Genomic DNA, 19,402 nt, shown 5'->3' with positions numbered 1-19,402 from the left:
ATCACACCACGCTAAAAAACCACATCACGGCGGCCAGCAAGCAAATGAAAAGGGCTACATCGAACCACCCTTCCCGCCAAGCCACCCGACCGATGCGCGTATCGCGCAGCCAGAACCTCAGGCTCAACAGCAGCACGAGGCTGATCGCGCAATACATCACCATGGGGCTGACCAGAACGCCTCCCCACGCCATTTCACGTAACCACATAAGTGTTTACCACCTCACTGTCTTGCCAATGCATGTGCGTGCAGGCCGGAGGAATACATATAATGCGATATATTAGCATGCTAACAAGATAATTGACTATCCTGCTACTGCCATAACTATCAGTATGGTCGGGTATAAAAGAGCGTCCACTCTTCGTGCTCGCCTTGTTGCATGCGGCATGCCACACCGAAAGATAGGCCAATAAAAAAAGGAAGAACCCGAAGGTCCTTCCTTTTCACTGGATGGGAGCGTGCGAACGCCTAGCGCTCACTGCACGTTCAGTGCTGGTGCTGCCGTTGCAACGCTTCAAGCTTGGTCGACATGCGTCGCTGCTGCTGTTCTTCTTCACGGCTTTTCTGACGGGCCTGCAGCTGCTTGAGCTGTTCGCGCGCATGCAGCGCTTCCTCTTCCGTCACCTGGCTGGCTGGCCGGCCTTCCAGATCGACGCGCTGTGCACCCGGTCGTACCGATTTCATATAGCGTGGCAGATTGACGTAGCAGGCCAACGTGCGGCGGATCAGACGCGCCGACCACGGTTCAGCATCGATCAGCGCTTCATGAATGCCGATCTGCAAGGGACGTGTATGTGCCTTGAAGAAGGCTTTGGGATAGCGCGAATACCACTGCTTCAACAGCTGCTGCGGAGAAGGCGCATCCGCCGGGTCCTGCACAGAGGCATTATCGAGGGAAGAAGACATGTCAGTGTTGGTCTCGGCATTAGACAAGGAGGTAAGCGCTGTGGCCACCTTCTCATCGGTAGCCGACAACGGGAAGTCGCTACGTACTTCATCGGCCGTCGCAGAGGAGGCTTCAGAGGTGGTCTCGACATGCTGCTCAAGCGTAGACGGCAATGATGAAGCTGTCACATCGCATGCGGGATCATCTTGCTCCTGCGCAGGGGACGCAACGTCCCATGAGGCCATCGCCCGCACATGCGACACGACACTGGACAGACGCGTTTCCAGCGTCGCCAGCCGCTCGCGCAGTCGGTGATTCTCCTGCTCAAGCGATGCCACCTGTGCCAAGGCTGCCTGCCGTTCCTGTACAAGATCGCGAATCTGCTGATCCAGTGACGCAAAAAGCGTATCGAGAGAACCTGTCACCTGCTTCTCCTGCCTTCCCTGAGCCGCCCGCCTTAGCGTGACTGGCGTACGTACGTGACGAAATCGTAGTAGGGCTGCCCTTCATCGGGGTTCCCTGCCACGCGCTCTTGTTCCTGCCAGACATCGTCTTCCAATAGCGGAAACCGCGTATCGCCTTCGACGGTCATGCGGATCTCGGTCAGATAGAGCTTGTCGGCATCCGGCATGGCTTCGGCATACACCTGACCGCCGCCGATGACCATGACCTCCTCTGCGCCGTGCTCCAACGCGTACTGCTGAGCAGCAGCCAGTGCACTGGGCCAATCACGGCAGACCACAACACCTTCGGCAGCAAATTCAGGGTCGCGCGTCAGCACGATGTTATGGCGCGACGGCAGCGGACGCCCGATGGACTCGAACGTATTGCGGCCCATGATGATCGGTTTCTGCCACGTGAGACGCTTGAAGTGCCCGAGGTCTTCAGGCAAATGCCACGGCATCTTGTTGTCAGCACCAATCACGCGATTGCGCGACAGTGCGGCAATCATCGCCACGGGAACATCGTGTTCACTCATACAGATACCTGTGCCTTGATATGAGGATGCGGGTCATAGCCTTCGAGCGCAATATCCTCGAAGGTAAAACCGAAAATATCCTTAACCTCGGGATTGAGCACCAGCGTCGGGCGCGGACGCGGCTCACGCGTCAGCTGAAGCTCTGCCTGTTCCAAATGGTTCAGATAGAGGTGGGCATCGCCTAGCGTATGGATAAACTCACCCGGTTCGAGACCGCATACCTGCGCCACCATGTGCGTCAACAGCGCATAGCTGGCGATGTTGAACGGCACCCCGAGGAAGATATCCGCACTGCGCTGATACAGCTGGCACGACAGCTTGCCGTCCGCCACGTAGAACTGGAACAAAGCATGGCACGGCGGCAGCGCCATCTGATCGACCAGCGCAGGGTTCCAAGCCGACACAATCAGGCGACGCGAATCAGGATTGGTCTTGATCTGCTGGATCAGAGTGCTGATCTGGTCGATGGATTCACCGTTCGGTGCCGGCCAGCTGCGCCACTGATAGCCGTAGACAGGCCCCAGTTCGCCGTCTTCATCAGCCCACTCGTCCCAAATACGGACACCGTTTTCCTTGAGATACGCGATATTGGTGTCGCCCTGCAGAAACCATAGCAGCTCATGAATGATGGAGCGCAGGTGAAGTTTCTTGGTAGTCAGGCAGGGAAAACCTTCGGACAGATCGAAACGCATCTGATAACCAAAAACGCTGATCGTACCGGTACCCGTACGGTCACTCTTGCGCGTACCGTTTTCCAGCACATGTCGCATCAAATTCAGATATGGCTGCATCAGCACCTCTCATCGCATTCGGGATATCAGACAGACAAAAAGGATGACCTAGCGTACAGGTCAGTGCGGGCCATGATAGCGCAGACGCGCTCGTAAGAGCAGCCTTCATGACCGAAGGTGGACGGCATGCAGCAGCACAACTTCCATGCACGGCAGAGCACGCGCCGCACGCCGCCCAAGAATGGAAAACGATCATAAGCGAGGTAGACCTTAAGATGACGTACGTCACTCGCCCTAGCGACTATGTGCTTTTTCAAGGCTGATCAAGTATGGAGGGCGCGCCCTCATGAGAAAGCGACCATCACGCGCCCTTTACATCCATAAAACACGATCACGAGTGACCGGCCAACGGTGCTGGACGCCCACTTATGGCTACTCCAGATGCAAACAGCCCCGATGCACGAATGCACATCGGGGCTGCACGCTAGCGCTAATGATCCGTTACGACGCAGCAGGCGTCGTATCAGCAGCGACAGGTTGATCAATAGGCTGTCTGCGAGACCATACAATTAGCGCAAGGCCGATCAACACCATCGGCAAGCACAGCTCCTGCCCACGCGTCATCCAACCGAAGGCCACGAAGCCCAACTGTTCGTCCGGCATACGGAAAAACTCCGTGAAGAAGCGGAAGGCACCGTACAGCAGCATGAACAGCCCTGACATCAGACCACGCTGACGAGGCTTGCGCGATACCCACCATAGGATGACGAATAGCGCCAACCCTTCCGTCAACCCTTGATAAATGGCCGAAGGGTGGCGCAGTACGGCCCCATAGCGCGGATAATCAATGGCCCACGGCAGGGTGCTTTCACGTCCTGGCAGCTCCTGATTGATGAAGTTGCCCAAACGCCCCGCTCCCAAGCCCACCGGAACGATCGGAGCAATGAAGTCCGTCAGCTGAATGAACCCAAGACGATGACGACGCGCAAAGACCAGCGCAGCGACCAGCACCCCGATCAGACCGCCGTGGAAGCTCATGCCCCCTTCCCACACGCGCACGATCCAGCTCGGGTCCTGCCAGAAGCGATCGAGACCGTAGAACAGCACGTACCCCAGACGCCCGCCCAGCACAACGCCCAGCGCACCGTAGAAGATCATGTCGGAGACGGCCTGCCTAGAGATGCCCAGTCGGTGGGCGCGACTGCGCGCCAACAACCAAGCACCGAGAAAGCCGATAACGTACATGAGACCGTACCAATGCACCTTGAACGGTCCCAATTGAAGTAGCACTGGATCGAAATTGGGGTAATGCATGTGCCCCTAGCTCCTTGATCGCAACCACGAATGGCAGATGCGCTGCACTCCAGGCAACGCCTACGGATAGATGTTTCTCAGTGTACCCTACTCATAAAGCGGGATGAACGCACGAGCAGCGGTGCAATTGAGAAAAGACAGCAGGCAGGATGGACAAGGAGCCTGACCGTTTCCGGCCAGGCTCCTGATGATGCTTACAGCAGATGGATCAGCCTGCGTGCCTCGCGCAATCGCCCTTACAGGCGCGGCGCTAGCTCGTGAAGCGCGCGTCGATAGACCTCGCGTTTGAAGGGTACCACCTGTCCCAGCGGGTACCAGTAGCTGACCCAACGCCACCCATCGAACTCTGGTTCAGACGTTTTATTCATGCAGATATGGGACTCCTGCCCTTTCAGGCGCAAAAGGAACCATTTCTGCTTCTGCCCGATACACAGCGGTCGGGAATGCATGCGGATCATGCGACGCGGCAAGCGATAGCGCAGCCAACCTCGAGTACAGGCCACCACTTCAACGTCCTGTGGGCACAACCCGATCTCCTCTTCAAGTTCCCGAAACAGCGCCTGACGCGGCGTCTCGTGAGGCTTGATTCCACCTTGGGGAAACTGCCATGCATTTTGCCCTACCCGCCGTGCCCAGAGCACTTGCCCAACACGATTGGCAATGATGATGCCAACATTGGGCCTGAAGCCATCCGGGTCAATCACGGGATCATTCCTCTCGTAGAATGCGCCGGCCCAACCACGACCGACGAAGGAGATGGAAGATGCCCCTCGGCAAAGGGCCTCTTGTCATGGCATCATTTTTCCATAAAGCATGAAACAGCATCAACAATATGGTGTGATGACGCGTAGCATGTCATTGTGCGTTTTCCCTTTCTGCCTGGAGGCTCTATCGTGCGACTTGCGCTTTTCGACCTCGACAACACCCTGATCGCTGGTGACAGTGACTATTCTTGGGGCGAGTTTCTTATTTCTATTGGTGCCGTCGATGAGAAGAAGCATCGCGCCGAAAATGACCGTTACCTGCGAGCCTATACCGCAGGCGATCTTGATGTCGCCGAATATCAGGCGTTCTGCGTCGCCCCGCTGGCAAAAGCCTCCCGCGAGCAACTGGATGCTTGGCATCGCCAGTTCATGCGCGAGGTGATCGAACCGCTGATGCTACCGAAGGCACAGGCCCTGTTGGCAGAGCACCGCGCCCGCGGCGACTACCTGATGATCATCACGGCCACTAACCGCTTTGTGACCGAACCGATCGCCGAAGCACTTGGCGCGGATGAACTGATCGCTATCGACCTTGAGACCGACGCCACGGGCCGCTATACCGGCCGCATTTCTGGTGTGCCCAGCTTTCAGGAAGGTAAGGTCATTCGTCTTGAAGCATGGCTGGACGAACATCCAGAAATCGAACGTGCAGGCATCTACTGCTACACCGACTCACACAACGACCTGCCGCTGCTTGAGTACGTCGACCACCCCATCGCCGTCGACCCCGACCCCACGCTGGCGGATATGGCCCGCGCCCGCGGCTGGCCGATCATCTCACTGCGCCGCTAGAATCCCTTTTTTAGACAATCAAGGCCACTCCCTGACGAGGAGTGGCCTTGATTGCTATATGATGACGTCGTCGTCTTCATCATCGTCATCTTCAAAATCCTTCTCCACTTCATTCTGCAATGCTATATATTCATCACTCTGCATTTCTTCTTGATAGTGTCTGGATGATAATTCGATACAGCTTTTGAAATCAGCGATCATTTTCAATTCAATATTCGTCGATGCACTGATCAGCTCACTAATTTCGTCATTCAACTTATCATATTCTTCTACTATCTTTTTCTCTTTATCATGATACATTTCTATATTGCGATAACGATTTTCATCAGAAGTAGATTGGTTCCATTGCTCCCACAATTTATCTCGCTCGATTTTTTTCTTGTTTAAATTCTCTTCATTATTAAACAATGCCATAAGGTCATCGAGTTTAACCCCTTGCATCTCAGAAAATATGGAGATGGAGCGCAACGTAAGTTCATCAAGGCTAGAAGAAGAAAGGCTTTTCTTGATGATGCCTTGGTTAAACAAATTCTGCTCATGCTGACGCCGATTCGTAAGGCCTGGCGAAACCTTGCCTTTCGATTTATTCCAGACAACAAACTGGTTTCCAGCTTCAACATAATGGCCGTTATTCAGTTCTTTTAAGAGCGTACTGTTTAGAAAAGCAGTTGCTCCCACATTGTATGAAAATGAAACAAGTGCACTGAATTGCTCATCCGTTAGTTCAACTGTAACCGCATCTGACACACAGCGTTCGTACTTCTCGATATCTTTATCAAAGAGTTCATCTGCCTGCTGCTCTGTTATACGATCACCCGGCTTTATTTTTCCACGGTCAGTGTGACCATAACCGATGGTATACGGCTCACCCTTTGTAAGGGGATCAGGATAGGCGTGGAGGACTAAAGATTCAGAGCTTTTAATAAAAAAACGGCCATTATCATCAAGTTTTCTCACTACAGCACCTTTTTTATAATTTTAATTAGCTACTACCTATTACACCATACACAAAAATACGTATAATATCGCAGAATGATTTTGTCACAACAAATATCAGAATGGCGCTATTACAACGATCATCATTAAGCGTGATAATAAACAACTAAACATAAAAATAAGAGTGATAATAATGACGAGTAAAAATCGGCACGCTAGCTGATGGGTAAACAGGAGAGGAAGGATATAATCAGAGTGCGCAGCGTCAAGCCGCTATGGCGCAGATAAAAGAAAGGCCGGACGGGCCGGCCTTTGCGTGCTTGGCTTTGCGGGTATAAGCCCCTTTGCCTTTGCGCGGTTTCTCTGTTTGCGAGCGGTAGCAGGTTTTCATCACCATCTTTTTCGCGGCATTGGTATGCGATGCAGCCATTCCAGATTGTCCTTTCTCTATATCAAATCAAAACAACGTATCAAATCAAAACAGCGCGCAATAAACGGGCGGCACTCAGCCGTACGATCAACGCGCCGTGTATGGTCGCACAGCGCCGATTCCTTTCGCAAGCGGCCTTATGTAATGGCATTAGACTGGGATCGGTACACCTTCTGCGCGTGCTAACGCGGCCCCGTAGAGGGTGAAATGGAGGCTAAAGACGGTGGGGGCGAACATAGCATAATGTCCTCAACGGGGCCGCTCTCTAAAAGGCAAGGGGCACAGAGGTCGGGAAGCAGCAAACCAAATGAAAACGCCCGCGAAAAAACTCGCGGGCGTCGGCACTCGGCAGCAGACTTACGCAGCGTAGCGCGGGGCATCGCCTTTATTATCTTTGGGCGGTGTCGTGCGACCATCCGTCTTGCGGAACGCTGAAAACAGCGCGCCACAGGCCACAACACCAAGGACGATAAAGCCAATCATCGTCCAGCCCGGCAGGGTGATGCCAAGGAAAATGCCCTGAATTTCGGCACATTCGCCAGAACCCGAAAGCACTTGGCGCAGCACGCTCCAGAGCGGCAGACTTTCCAGCATGTAGTCCAGCGGTGGGCCACAGGACGGCACTTGGTCAGCAGGCAGGCTCTGCAGCCATAGATGGCGTGCGGCCAGTGCGATCCCCGCCAGCGAGCTTAGCAGTGCTAACCCGCCCCATACAGCAGCACTGCGGTATGGACGATAGAAGATGCCCGGCAAGAAGCACAGCCCAGCTACAATCACGGCGATACGCTGGAAAATGCATAAAGGGCAAGGTTCCAGATCGAAGACGTGCTGGAGGATATAGGCAAATACGATCATGCCAGCGCACATCAGAAACCCGATCAGGCACCATAGGCGGCCTGACATTCCCATCAATCGTCTGCTCATGTCGATTACTCTTTTCCTGTAGTCCCTGTTCTGTCGTACCTGTCGTGCATCACGCACATCCATAAATGAGCGGGCACGGAAGGCGCTCCGCTCTGACCCTCACGATTAAAGGGGTCGTTACCACTTCTTCAAGAAAGATGACGCGCCGATGCCAGATAACGCTCTACATAATCATCGAAACTGCCTTGATCATGCTCGACCAGCGCGCGTTCGTCCGCAATGGACTGCGCTCGTTTTTCTTCCAAGCGCTGTACCATCTCATCACTGAGTGGCTGACCGCGCAGCGTGGAAGCATGCTGCCGCGCTAGACGCATAGCGACCGTCGTTAAGTCGTCACCGGTAGCTGTCAGCGCTTCCGCTGCTTGACCTGACGCCGTGTACGCCGGGTCATTTAGTCCTGCTCGCAGCGAACGCAGCGCCTGCTGGTGCAGTTCACCCTCTTCGTTCTCATCTAAACAGGCAGCCACGTCAGCAAGCTGATCAAACAGCAGTGTAGCCTGCTCCGCAAGCGTCACCATGCGGCCTTCGATGGAGAGTACGCCGTCCTGAATCCGCCCACCCGTAGCAACACGCGCCCGGTTGTCATCCAACCGCAGGCATTCCTCTTCGCCGATCCAATCCCCCGGTGACAGCAGGCACCAAGTAAGGAAAGTATCGAGGAAGCGCACCTGCGTTTCGTCGATGCCCAGCGGCAGGTTCGGGTTGATGTCCAGACAGCGCACTTCGATGTATTCCACACCGTTGTCATGCAGTGCCTGCAGCTGTGTCTGTCCGCGATGTGCGACACGTTTCGGCCGCACGTCACAGTAGTATTCATTCTCGATCTGTAGGATATGGTCGCTGATCTGCTCCCACTCGCCGTTCACCTTGACCCCGATCTTCTCGTAGGGCGGCCACGGCGTTTCAATCCCTTGCTTCAGCGTGCGGATATAATTGTCCAACCGGTTGAAGCACACCTTGAGCTGACTCTGCACACGGTTTTGATAGCCCATGTCGCTCATGCGCAGCGAGGTCGCCTGCTCGGACAGCAGCGTATGCCGACCGTGGGGCACAAGGCCGTCCGGCACGGTCATGTCCGTAAAGAACGTGTCGTCGACCGCCACCGATGAACCGAACAGATACAGCAGCAACCAGCTGTTGCGACGGAACTGACGGATCAGATGGAAGTAGCGCGCCGTGCGATAATCGTCGAGCGATTGATCGTCGGCCCCTTCCAACGTCTGCAGAATGCGCCAGAATTCAGGCGTCAGCGAGAAGTTGTAATGAATGCCCGCGATGGACTGCATGATGCTGCCATAGCGGTGACGCAACCCCTTGCGATACACGCGCTTGAGTTCACCAGAATGCGAGGAACCATAGTCAGCGATCTGTACGCTATCACCACCATTGGGCAGACGCGCCGGCATGCTGGCAGGCCACAGCCATTCGCCCTCTGGCAGATGCCGCAGCACGTGGTGATGCAGGTCGGCCAGAAACGCCAGCACTTCAGGAGCGCTATCGCAAACCGGCGTCACCAGTTCCATCAATGATTCGGCATAGTCCGTCGTGATCCAGGGATGAGTGAGCTTGTGACCCAACGCGTTAGGATGCGGTGTCTGGGCAATGCAGCCCTCCGCATCGACGCGCAGTACTTCGCGTTCAATACCGCGTCGAATAGGGCGAAGTCCATCCCCCAGCGGGCCTTTAAGCCCATCCAATAGGCGAGTTAGCATATCCGGCACAGGCTAGCGCTCCTTGCTCAATAGGTGTACGTCCGTGGGTCATCCCTCGAAGCACACCAGTGCTTCGAGGTTGGACTGTCAATGCCTGCACAGGTTCACTTACGACGTGCAGCTCCGGCTTTCAGCAGCGCTGCACCCAGCGCCCCCATCGGCGCACTCTGCGAAGACGCCGCCGAAGAAGACGTGCGTGAACGCGGTGAATGCTGGCGATTCGGGCGCGCAGCACCAGCAGACGTGTTCTCAGCGTCTGGGTGGCGCTCAGCCTGATCGCTCATGCGCATTGACAGTCCTACACGCTTGCGCGGCACATCGACGGACATCACTTTCACTTTGACGATGTCGCCCGCTTTCACCACTTCGCGCGGATCGCTGATAAAGCGCTCGGACATTGCCGAGATATGCACCAGACCGTCCTGATGCACGCCAATGTCGACGAATGCGCCGAAGTGGGTCACGTTGGTGATGACCCCTTCCAGCACCATATCAAGTTCTAGGTCGTTGAGCGACTCGACCCCTTCCCGGAATTCTGCGAATTCAAAACGCGGGCGTGGATCGCGTCCCGGCTTGTCCAGCTCACGCAGGATATCGGTCACGGTAGGGACACCGAACCGTTCATCGGTGTAATCGGCCGGTTCAAGACGCTTGAGAAAACTGCTGTCGCCGATCAACTCTGCCACCGGGCGCTGATGGCGTTCGGCAATGCGTTCGACGACGGGATAGGCTTCTGGGTGCACGGCAGACGTGTCCAGCGGATTTGCGGCACCGTGGATACGCAGGAAACCAGCACACTGCTCAAAGGTCTTCGGACCGATGCGCTCAACCTTGAGCAGCTGGCGGCGATCCCCAAAGGCCCCTTCACGATCGCGGTAGGCCACGATGTTGCCCGCGAGAGTGGTGTTGAGGCCGGATACGTGCGACAGCAGCGCAGACGACGCCGTGTTTAGGTCGACCCCAACACCGTTGACGCAGTCTTCCACGACCGCATCCAGCGAGCGCGCTAACGCTACCTGCGACACGTCATGCTGATACTGCCCCACCCCAATGGATTTCGGTTCGATCTTGACCAGCTCGGCCAGCGGGTCCTGCAGACGGCGCGCAATAGAAACGGCACCACGGATAGTCACGTCCAAATCGGGGAATTCTTGGGCCGCATAGGCCGATGCGGAATAGACGGAGGCCCCCGCTTCATTGACCACCACCTTGCTGATGTTCAAGCGATCCTTAAGCCCTTTTACCAGCTCGGCCGCCAAACGATCAGTTTCGCGACTGGCCGTGCCGTTGCCAATGGCGATCAGTTCGACCTGATGTTTCAGGCATAGCCCAGACAGCACCTGCAGCGCTTGGTCCCACTTTTTGTGCGGCGCATGCGGGTAGATGGTCGCATGGTCGACGAACTTGCCCGTGGCGTCGATCACCGCCACCTTCACCCCGGTACGCAACCCCGGGTCAAGGCCCAGCGTCGGACGCGCACCAGCAGGCGCGGCCAGCAACAGGTCATTGAGGTTCTCGGCAAACACCTGGATCGCGGCACTTTCAGCCTGCTCACGCAGGCGGCCAAACAGTTCGGTTTCAAGACGAGTGTACAGCTTGACGCGCCATGTCCAGCGCACCACTTCCTTCAACCATGCATCGGCCGCACAGCCAGACTCGGACGCGATGCCTGCGGCTTTAGCAATGGCGGCTTCGGCAGGCGAGGTCAGTCCTTCAATCTCTTCAGGGAATTTCAACGCCAGCGACAGCGCGCCTTCGTTGCGTCCGCGGAACATGGCCATAGCGCGATGAGATGGCACCTTGACCAGCGGCTCACTGTGCTCGAAATAGTCAGAGAACTTGGCACCTTCCTGTTCTTTGCCACTCAACACTGCTGACTGAAGGATGCCCTCCTGCCACAAGCGGTCGCGCAGCACACCTGCCAGCTCAGCGTCTTCGGCAAAGCGCTCCATCAGGATCTGCTTGGCTCCGTCCAACGCGGCCTTGGCATCAGGTACATCAGCCCCTTCGATAGCCGCCGCCGCAACCACATAAGGCTCGGCAGTCACCAACGGGTCAAGGGCGGGATCGGCTAGCAGCGCATCGGCCAGCGGTTCAAGGCCCGCTTCACGCGCCATCTGCGCACGCGTACGGCGCTTCTTGCGAAACGGCAGATAAAGGTCTTCCAAACGCTGCTTGGTATCTGCCGCCGTAATCTGCGCACGCAGAGCATCGGTCAGCTTGCCCTGAGCGTCGATATCCGCCAGCACCGTTTCGCGCCGCGCCTCCAGTTCGCGCAGATAGCGCAGCCGTTCTTCCAACTCACGCAGCTGGTTGTCGTCCAGCCCCCCGGTCACTTCCTTACGGTAGCGCGCGATGAACGGCACTGTAGCGCCTTCGTCCAGCAGTGTGACAGCGGCATTGACCTGCTGAGCGGCGACGTCCAGTTCGCGGGCCAGCTGTGCAACGATTCGGGAGGTATCAGTCTGTGTAGCGTCCATAGCACCTGATGTCTTGAAGTGAGAGGTTCAACGGTGAGCGTCAATGCGGTCGGCCTAGCCGACATGTACTCGTTAGCAACAGTATGCAGTTACTTACGCTGTTCTGCCGTGAAGAAAAGCTAGGCTTCGGTTGGGCTGTCTTGGCTTATGCGGTAGCGTCTTGTCCTTCCGTCGCAAGGAGCCCCAAATGACAGCACGCCATGCCCCGATGGGAACATGGCGTGCCAGTCAGCTCAAGGCACGGTTGCCTTGAGCTCAGCGCGTGCGTGATCGAACCGTACGATCATGCGTCAGTGCACCGTAGGGGATGGTGCTTCCGGCGACTCAATCAGCGACTCAACGTCGGCAGCCGTGAACGCATAGTGCGTATTGCAGAAGTGGCAGTGCGTGTCGATCTGCCCCTGTTCTTCCACGATGCTGCGCAGTTCGTCAGGATCGATGCGGCCCAGTGCCTGAGCGAAACGCTCACGGGAGCAGGTGCAGCCAAACGCCACGGGAACGGGCGTGAAGACGCGAGTCTGCTCTTCATTAAACAGACGGAACAGCAGCGGCTCGGCTTCCAGCGTCAGCAATTCTTCCGATGTCACGGTATCTGCCAGCATGCTAAGACGCGGCCATGCATCAGCATCTTGTGTATCGCTCTGCGGCAGCTGTTGCAACAGCAGGCCAGCGCTGCGTTCACCATCAGCAGCCAGCCACAGGCGCGTCGGCAACTGCTCAGACTGCATGAAGTAGTGTTCAAGGCAGCCGGCCAACGTGTCCTGTTCAAGCGCCACGATCCCCTGATAGCGCTTGCCATTGCGCGGGTCGAGAGTGATCACAATCTGACCGTTGCCCAGCAGTTCCGCCAACGACATATCCTGCGACAGCTCAGCGTCTTCGTCCCAGCGCGCGATACCGCGCAGCTGCTGTTCAAGGTCGCCGTTACCCGGACTGGATTCCGCCATCAGTAGCGTCACCGGGCCAGCGCCGCGCACTTCGATAGTCATGATGCCATCCAGCTTGAGGGTGGCTGTCAGCAGCGCTGCTGCCGACAGCAGTTCACCCAGACGCATAGCGATAACATCGGGATAATGGTGGCGATCCTGTACGTGACGCCAGGTCTGCTCAAGCGAAACGATTTCGCCGCGCACATCGGTGTCGTCGAAAAGGAAGCGCTGCAGGTGATCGGTAAACATCTTGGTCATAGTCGGTTCCAAAGATCGGGCAGGCATTCGCGATGCCCGCCACAGGCAAAAGAGAATCAGGCGTCCGTGCTTTGACGCTGGAAGCGGTGAATGGCGCGACGGTCTTTCTTGTCTGGCCGATGCTTCGGCGGCTGAAGCGCTTGGCGTGCCAGCGAGCGCTGTTCGGCCCCCTTCTCACGCTGCTCACGGCTTTCCGGCGTCTCCTGATAAAGCAGTTGGGCTTCAGGCGCACCGCGACGCTGTTCACTCAGCGCCATCACTTCGACCTCGATCGAGTCCCAGCCCTGCGGCAGCGTCAGGCGCATTCCCACTCGGATCTGCTTGCTGACTTTGACGCGCTCACCGTCACAGTGCACCTTGCCACCTTCGATGGCCTTCTTCGCCATGGCGCGCGTCTTGAAGAAACGGGCGGCCCAAAGCCATTTGTCCAAGCGCATCTGCATATGCTGTGGCGTCATTGTCATTCCTTGCGTTTGTTCGCCTGAGTGATGCTCCTAGAATGGGGACGATCGTGCGCTTTCTCAATCCCGACCGGTACACGCTGTCGTTCGTCACCGCGCATGTTCCATGCACATCGCCCCCTGCGTTTGCCTAATGTTCTCTCATTACCGTTATCCGTCATAGTGATGCGAGCGCAGCGTTGAAATGAGGGCACCACACGGCCCTTTTCACGCACCGGCAATTCTCTGCGCTGCGCCGTCCGTTTTCCCTGTCAGGGCCCTTCGCACCTACAGCGAGATCCGCCCCACCATTATGGAGCCTACCCATGACGCGCCCTCTTCCTCGTATCACTCGCACCACAACTGTTGCCCGCACCCGCATCTTTCGTGTCGAAGAAGTCGACCTGACCTTTCCCAACGGTGTGCAGTGCACGTTCGAACGCCTGCGCCGTCCACCGCGCGGTGCCGTGATGATCGTCGCGGTGACTGAACATCAGCAGGTGCTGATGATCCGTGAATATGCGATGGGCTTCGAACGCTACGAGCTGACGCTGCCCAAAGGGGCCATCGACGAAGGTGAAAGCCCCCTCGAAGCCGCACAGCGCGAGCTTCAGGAAGAGTGCGGCATGGGGGCCCGTGAGCTAATTCCCCTCTGCCGCCTTTCGCTGGCACCGAGCTACATGGATCACTTCATGCATGTCGTCATTGCGCGTGACCTCTACCCAGCCTCCCGCCAGGGAGACGAACCAGAGCCACTGGCCCTTGAGACACATTCACTAAAGGACATTGAAGAGATCATAGAGGAAGCGGATATTCATGAAGGGAGGGTGATTGCAGCGCTGTATCGCACACAGTCATGGCTAGCACGTCACTCTCAAGGGTAGCACGCAGACAAAAGTGCTAGGACAAGGATAGTGCTAGGACACTGGCGGAGACACCTCGCCGCCGTCATTCAGGACGAGACCATGACATTCACACGCGTTGATTCACTGACACCACAGCCGCCGCGGCGTGGAGCAGAAGCACTGCTGGAAATTCTGGCCAGTGAAGGGGTCGACTATATCTTCGGCAATCCCGGAACGACCGAATTACCCCTGATAGATGCCCTGCTACGCGAACCCAACATCCACTACGTGTTTGGCCTTCAGGAAAGCTCGGTTGTCGCGATGGCAGACGGTTATGCACAAGCATCAGGGAAGGTCGGCTTCGTCAACCTGCACACCTCGGGCGGACTCGGTCACGGTATGGGCTGTCTGTTAAGCGCTCAAGTATCGCAAACCCCGCTGGTTGTCACGGCGGGCCAGCAAGATCAGCGCCATATGGTCACCGACCCGCTGCTGTTCGACGACCTAGTAGGCATCGCCACCCCTGCTACGAAATGGGCGAAGGAAGTCACCAGTGCCCGCCAGCTGCCCATCATGGTGCGGCGCGCGTTCCACGATGCCGAAGCCGCGCCGCAAGGCCCGGTCTTCTTGTCACTGCCGATGGACGTCATGGAAGGCATGACCGATATCGACATTGGCCATAAGTCGCGCATCTACCGTCGCGCTACCGCGCAAGGACTTCCTGAACTGGCTGAGGATCTAGCGGCAGTGGCACCCGGCAAGCTGGCGTTGATTGCTGGCGACGAAATTCGTACCAGTCAGGCGGCTGAAGATGTGGTCAAGGTGGCAGAACTGCTCGGCACGCCCGTGTTCGGTTCATCATGGCCACTTTGCATGCCGTTCCCTACCGATCACTCACTGTGGCAAGGCAATCTGCCCGGTACCGCCGCACAAATCGCACAGATGCTGTCCGACTACGATGCCGTACTCGCTTTGGGCGGTAACTCACTGGTCACGATCCTGTATTCAGAAGGCGCAGCCATACCGTCGAACTGCAAGGTCTATCAGCTCTCTGACTCGGTCACCAATCTTGGTCGCATCTACTCAACCTATCTGTCGATGGTCGGCGACATCAAAGCATCACTGACCGCGCTAATACCGCTGATCGAACAGCAACTAACCACCGCGCAGCGCACCGGAAACACCGCACGCATCGCTACCTTCCGGCGCCATCGCGCCGATCAACGCATCTTACTGACCCAGCAAGTGGTCGAGCAGTGGTCATCGCCCGTCATCTCGCCACTGGTGGCCGCCCATGAAGTCATGAAGGCCATCGGCCCCAGCGTACCGATCATCGACGAAGCCGTTGCCACCTCGCGCTATATCAAAGCGCTGATGAACAGGAACGCCGCTGCCCAGTACGCCTTCATCCGTGGCGGTACACTAGGCTGGGGCATGCCCGCTGCCGTCGGCACTTCGCTGGGCATCGGCCGTGAACCGGTCGTCAGCTTGGTAGGAGACGGCGCGGCCCTCTACTCGCCGCAATGCCTGTGGACAGCCGCTCGAGAACAGCTGCCCGTCACATTCATCGTGATGAACAACCGTGAATACAACGTACTGAAGAACTTCATGCGCCAGCAGAAGGACTATGTTTCAGCACAGTCCAACGAATTCATTGCGATGGATATCGAACCGGCCATCGACTATCAGGCCCTTGCAACCGCAATGGGCGTACCCGCTCGTCGCATCGACAAGGCCAGCGATATCGCCGAGGCCGTCGCAACCGCAATACGCAGTGGCAAACCCAACCTGATCGAGATCGCCATTCGCCCTGAATAGACACGGTACAGGCAGGTGCAGCACAAGCGCCTGCCTGCTCATCACGCACTACCGATCAAGACTCAGTTTGATGATGGGCAGCAACACGATATAGCACGCAGTCAGTACTAGCACGACCTCCAGCGACAGCGGAAACGCCTTCGTCAGCGCCAGAAAAAGCGACACCAGACAAGCCAGAATGACACTGGCATAGGTCACGAGAAAACGTGGCGACCACAGTCCGGGATCACTGTCGAAACTGGCCGAAGCCATCAGTCCTATGAAAATAATAGCAATAGGAATCCAGACTTTATTCTTCATTAGAATATTACCCCACCCAATGGGTTAAACACTCAACTCAAGAGCGCCGTAACTTCTTTCAAGAATCAAGCAGCAAAACCTATATCACTATACTATTATTTATTTTTCAACATGTGCGTATATAGCATCAGCGACTGCACAAGCAAAGGGAAAATATTGCTTTCTCTAACATCAAGTAAAATTAATCAACGGCATCAATATCGCCTTTATAAATAACACTTTATACTATAAATGTTGCGTTAATGCATCATAAATACATAAAATTTTGTTTTTATAAAAGATAGGTCAAATAGCACTTTACGATGGGAAAGACTCCCCTACATTTTCGCAAGGGTAATAAAAACTATTCCTACATCGGCTCATAAGAATACTATACGCAATGTCTCCATTGTATAGATACCGTCTCTCTACAAAGAACAACACGATATCGTCAAATACGCAACGTACCGCAATAGTATAAGATGAAATTTCATTTTCTGAATTATGAATAGGCACCATTGCCTGCACTTTCATTCACGCGCGTCATACTATTTCCGCCGCGATTGACATGAATGCGCAGCCACCATGCCAAGGCGAAGCCATGCGATGGGCTGCCTTCGCTCGATAATCACAATGCTGCCCCCCCTTGATCACGCGTCACGACGCTACCGTGCCGGCCCCACCCACGACTGTGCCGCCACCTTACGCTGCTACCAGCGGTCTGCACGATGCCAGTGGGCGCTGCAACAGAAATGCGATGCCCGCGTACCGACCATAAAAAACCCCGTGCCATTGCTGGCACAGGGTCAGAGATAACGCTATCGCGTAAGGAGCGCCCTAACGCTTTAGCGCTTAGATTTCATCCAGTTTTGCACGGTCGCGAACGGCACCACGGTCAGCCGAGGTGGCCAGCATCGCGTAGGCTTTCAGCGCATAAGACACCTTGCGCGGACGCGGGTTGGCCGGTTTCCACGCCTGATTACCACGCGCTTCCATGACCGCACGGCGGCGCGCCAGCTCGTCATCGGAAACCAGCACATTAATGGTACGCGCAGGAATGTCGATGTGAATGCGATCGCCGTTTTCAAGCAGACCAATGGCCCCACCGGAAGCCGCTTCAGGAGAAACGTGCCCAATGGACAAGCCAGAAGTACCGCCCGAGAAACGGCCGTCGGTCAGCAGAGCACACTCTTTGCCCAGCTTCTTGGACTTCAGGTAAGACGTCGGGTAAAGCATTTCCTGCATGCCCGGGCCACCTTTGGGGCCTTCGTAGCGAATAACAACAACATCGTTCGCTTTGACCTTACCGCTCAAAATATTCTCAACCGCTTCTTCCTGCGATTCGACGACATGAGCAGAGCCTTCGAAGACCAGGATCGAATCGTCGACCCCCGCCGTCTTGACCACACAACCGTCCAGCGCGATGTTACCGGTCAGCACGGCCAGACCGCCCTCTTTCGAGAACGCATGTTCCAGATCGCGAATACAGCCGTTCTGACGATCACCGTCCAGACTCGGCCAGCGCGCGCCCTGTGAGAATGCCTGCTCGGTACGCTTATTACCCGGGCCTGCCTTGTAGAACTCAACCACATCATGACTCGGAGCACGCATGATGTCCCACGTATCCAGCGCGTCCTTCAGCGATGCACTGTGTACTGTCGGCAGCGACGTATCGAGTACACCGGCACGGTCCAGTTCGCCTAGGATCGCCATGATGCCGCCCGCACGGTGACAGTCTTCAACGTGGTATTTCTTGGTGTTCGGTGCCAACTTGCACAACTGCGGTACGTGACGGGAAATGCAGTCGATATCCTGCATGGTGAAATCGACGCCCGCTTCCTGCGCAATAGCCAGCAGATGCAGGATAGTATTTGTCGATCCCCCCATGGCGATATCCAACGCCATGGCGTTTTCGAATGCGCCCTTCACGCCAATGCTGCGCGGCAGCACGCTGGCATCGTCCTGCTCGTAGTAGCGCTTGGCGAGTTCAACGATGCGGTGACCCGCCTGCTCGAACAGCCCGCGACGGTCTTCATGCGTTGCCAACATTGTGCCGTTACCCGGCAGCGACAGCCCCATGGCTTCGGTCAGACAGTTCATCGAGTTGGCCGTGAACATGCCGGAGCAGCTGCCACAGGTCGGACAAGCGCTGCGTTCGATATCGGCCAGATCATCGTCGGACACGCTATCGTCAGCGGCCATGATCATGGCGTCGATCAGGTCGAGGTTGTGATCGCTGAGCGTGGTCTTACCCGCTTCCATCGGCCCACCGGACACAAAGATGACCGGGATGTTGAGTCGCATCGCGGCCATCATCATTCCGGGAGTGATCTTGTCACAGTTGGAAATGCAGACCAGTGCATCGGCGCAGTGAGCATTGCACATGTACTCAACGGAGTCGGCGATGATGTCGCGCGACGGCAGCGAATACAGCATGCCATCGTGACCCATAGCGATACCGTCATCCACAGCGATAGTGTTGAATTCCTTCGCTACACCACCGGCCTTCTCTATTTCGCGCGCAACCAGCTGCCCCATGTCCTTCAGATGAACATGCCCAGGCACGAACTGCGTGAAGGAGTTGGCAATGGCAATGATGGGCTTTTCGAAATCACCATCACGCATGCCAGTGGCACGCCAAAGGGCGCGAGCGCCCGCCATGTTACGGCCAGCCGTCGTGGTTCGGGAACGGTATTGCGGCATCGGAAAACGACCTCTTCGTATTCGTAAGGCATCCTGTCAAAACAGAATGGGGAACGCACGACACGTAGCGGTACATCATGGGGATCATCTGACGCAGGCAAAAGAATGCCCTCGTACAGCCACCCTTCTGGGGCAGGCTGATAACCCGTGTGTGCATGATGGCAGAGACGCCAAGCGTCCCT

General features: G+C 56.3%; 18 protein-coding genes. 3 read left to right on the top strand and 15 right to left on the bottom strand.

Features of this window, described 5'->3' with window-relative positions:
• Window position 1: 1 nt before the first annotated feature.
• The 6 genes from ZBT109_RS02500 to ZBT109_RS02475 form a co-directional block, all read right to left on the bottom strand.
• Window positions 2-208, bottom strand: coding sequence for a DUF1656 domain-containing protein (locus tag ZBT109_RS02500; protein ID WP_027704874.1), 207 nt, complete (start codon window positions 206-208; stop codon window positions 2-4).
• Between the two features lie 278 nt (window positions 209-486).
• Window positions 487-1,311, bottom strand: a complete 825-nt coding sequence (locus ZBT109_RS13995; RefSeq protein ID WP_051523738.1) for a ProQ/FINO family protein — start codon at window positions 1,309-1,311, stop codon at window positions 487-489.
• Between the two features lie 32 nt (window positions 1,312-1,343).
• Window positions 1,344-1,865: a dihydrofolate reductase gene (locus ZBT109_RS02490; protein WP_027704873.1), complete on the bottom strand. Its 522-nt coding sequence runs from the start codon at window positions 1,863-1,865 to the stop codon at window positions 1,344-1,346.
• A complete protein-coding gene (locus ZBT109_RS02485; RefSeq protein WP_027704872.1) occupies window positions 1,862-2,656 on the bottom strand; it encodes a thymidylate synthase in 795 nt (264 codons plus the stop codon). The genes ZBT109_RS02490 and ZBT109_RS02485 overlap by 4 nt, the downstream gene beginning before the upstream one ends.
• A gap of 441 nt (window positions 2,657-3,097) precedes the next feature.
• A complete protein-coding gene (gene lgt / locus ZBT109_RS02480; protein WP_027704871.1) occupies window positions 3,098-3,910 on the bottom strand; it encodes a prolipoprotein diacylglyceryl transferase in 813 nt (270 codons plus the stop codon).
• A gap of 236 nt (window positions 3,911-4,146) precedes the next feature.
• On the bottom strand, window positions 4,147-4,614 hold the full coding sequence (locus ZBT109_RS02475; RefSeq protein WP_027704870.1) for an RNA pyrophosphohydrolase: 468 nt from the start codon (window positions 4,612-4,614) through the stop codon (window positions 4,147-4,149).
• 189 nt (window positions 4,615-4,803) lie between these two features.
• Here ZBT109_RS02475 and ZBT109_RS02470 point away from each other — a divergent pair, with 189 nt between their 5' ends.
• Window positions 4,804-5,466 (top strand): histidinol-phosphatase, encoded by a 663-nt coding sequence (locus ZBT109_RS02470; protein ID WP_027704869.1) that lies wholly within the window; start codon window positions 4,804-4,806, stop codon window positions 5,464-5,466.
• Window positions 5,467-5,520: 54 nt separating this feature from the next.
• Here ZBT109_RS02470 and ZBT109_RS02465 read toward each other — a convergent pair whose 3' ends face one another.
• From ZBT109_RS02465 to ZBT109_RS02435, 7 genes are all read right to left on the bottom strand, one after another.
• The gene (locus ZBT109_RS02465; RefSeq protein WP_120185320.1) at window positions 5,521-6,423 is read right to left on the bottom strand and encodes a glycoside hydrolase family protein; all 903 of its coding nucleotides are present in this window, start codon (window positions 6,421-6,423) and stop codon (window positions 5,521-5,523) included.
• Window positions 6,424-6,667: 244 nt separating this feature from the next.
• Window positions 6,668-6,832, bottom strand: coding sequence for an alternative ribosome rescue factor ArfA (gene arfA / locus ZBT109_RS02460; RefSeq protein ID WP_084261764.1), 165 nt, complete (start codon window positions 6,830-6,832; stop codon window positions 6,668-6,670).
• Between the two features lie 357 nt (window positions 6,833-7,189).
• Window positions 7,190-7,756, bottom strand: coding sequence for a disulfide bond formation protein B (locus tag ZBT109_RS02455; protein WP_084261763.1), 567 nt, complete (start codon window positions 7,754-7,756; stop codon window positions 7,190-7,192).
• Between the two features lie 128 nt (window positions 7,757-7,884).
• Complete coding sequence (gene gshA, locus ZBT109_RS02450; protein ID WP_038277961.1) at window positions 7,885-9,468, bottom strand: glutamate--cysteine ligase; 1,584 nt, start codon at window positions 9,466-9,468, stop codon at window positions 7,885-7,887.
• A 104-nt stretch (window positions 9,469-9,572) separates the two neighbouring features.
• Entirely contained in the window at window positions 9,573-11,948 is a 2,376-nt protein-coding gene (locus ZBT109_RS02445; protein WP_027704867.1) for a Tex family protein, read from the bottom strand.
• Window positions 11,949-12,238: 290 nt separating this feature from the next.
• Entirely contained in the window at window positions 12,239-13,135 is an 897-nt protein-coding gene (hslO, locus tag ZBT109_RS02440) for an Hsp33 family molecular chaperone HslO (RefSeq protein WP_027704866.1), read from the bottom strand.
• A 56-nt stretch (window positions 13,136-13,191) separates the two neighbouring features.
• Window positions 13,192-13,593, bottom strand: coding sequence for an RNA-binding S4 domain-containing protein (locus ZBT109_RS02435; protein WP_232012858.1), 402 nt, complete (start codon window positions 13,591-13,593; stop codon window positions 13,192-13,194).
• Between the two features lie 308 nt (window positions 13,594-13,901).
• Here ZBT109_RS02435 and nudE point away from each other — a divergent pair, with 308 nt between their 5' ends.
• The gene (nudE, locus tag ZBT109_RS02430; RefSeq protein WP_027704864.1) at window positions 13,902-14,459 is read left to right on the top strand and encodes an ADP compounds hydrolase NudE; all 558 of its coding nucleotides are present in this window, start codon (window positions 13,902-13,904) and stop codon (window positions 14,457-14,459) included.
• Window positions 14,460-14,540: 81 nt separating this feature from the next.
• Window positions 14,541-16,238 (top strand): thiamine pyrophosphate-binding protein, encoded by a 1,698-nt coding sequence (locus ZBT109_RS02425; protein ID WP_027704863.1) that lies wholly within the window; start codon window positions 14,541-14,543, stop codon window positions 16,236-16,238.
• Between the two features lie 48 nt (window positions 16,239-16,286).
• Here the strand turns inward: ZBT109_RS02425 and ZBT109_RS02420 are convergent, their stop codons facing one another.
• Together ZBT109_RS02420 and ilvD are read right to left on the bottom strand one after the other, a co-directional pair.
• The gene (locus ZBT109_RS02420; RefSeq protein WP_027704862.1) at window positions 16,287-16,538 is read right to left on the bottom strand and encodes a hypothetical protein; all 252 of its coding nucleotides are present in this window, start codon (window positions 16,536-16,538) and stop codon (window positions 16,287-16,289) included.
• 831 nt (window positions 16,539-17,369) lie between these two features.
• Window positions 17,370-19,220, bottom strand: a complete 1,851-nt coding sequence (ilvD, locus tag ZBT109_RS02415; RefSeq protein WP_027704861.1) for a dihydroxy-acid dehydratase — start codon at window positions 19,218-19,220, stop codon at window positions 17,370-17,372.
• Between the last annotated feature and the right edge of the window lie 182 nt (window positions 19,221-19,402).

The sequence above is a fragment of the Zymobacter palmae genome (assembly GCF_003610015.1).
Lineage (GTDB): Bacteria > Pseudomonadota > Gammaproteobacteria > Pseudomonadales > Halomonadaceae > Zymobacter > Zymobacter palmae.
Note: the sequence above shows the minus strand (reverse complement) of the source record. Positions and strands in the feature narration are given on the sequence as shown.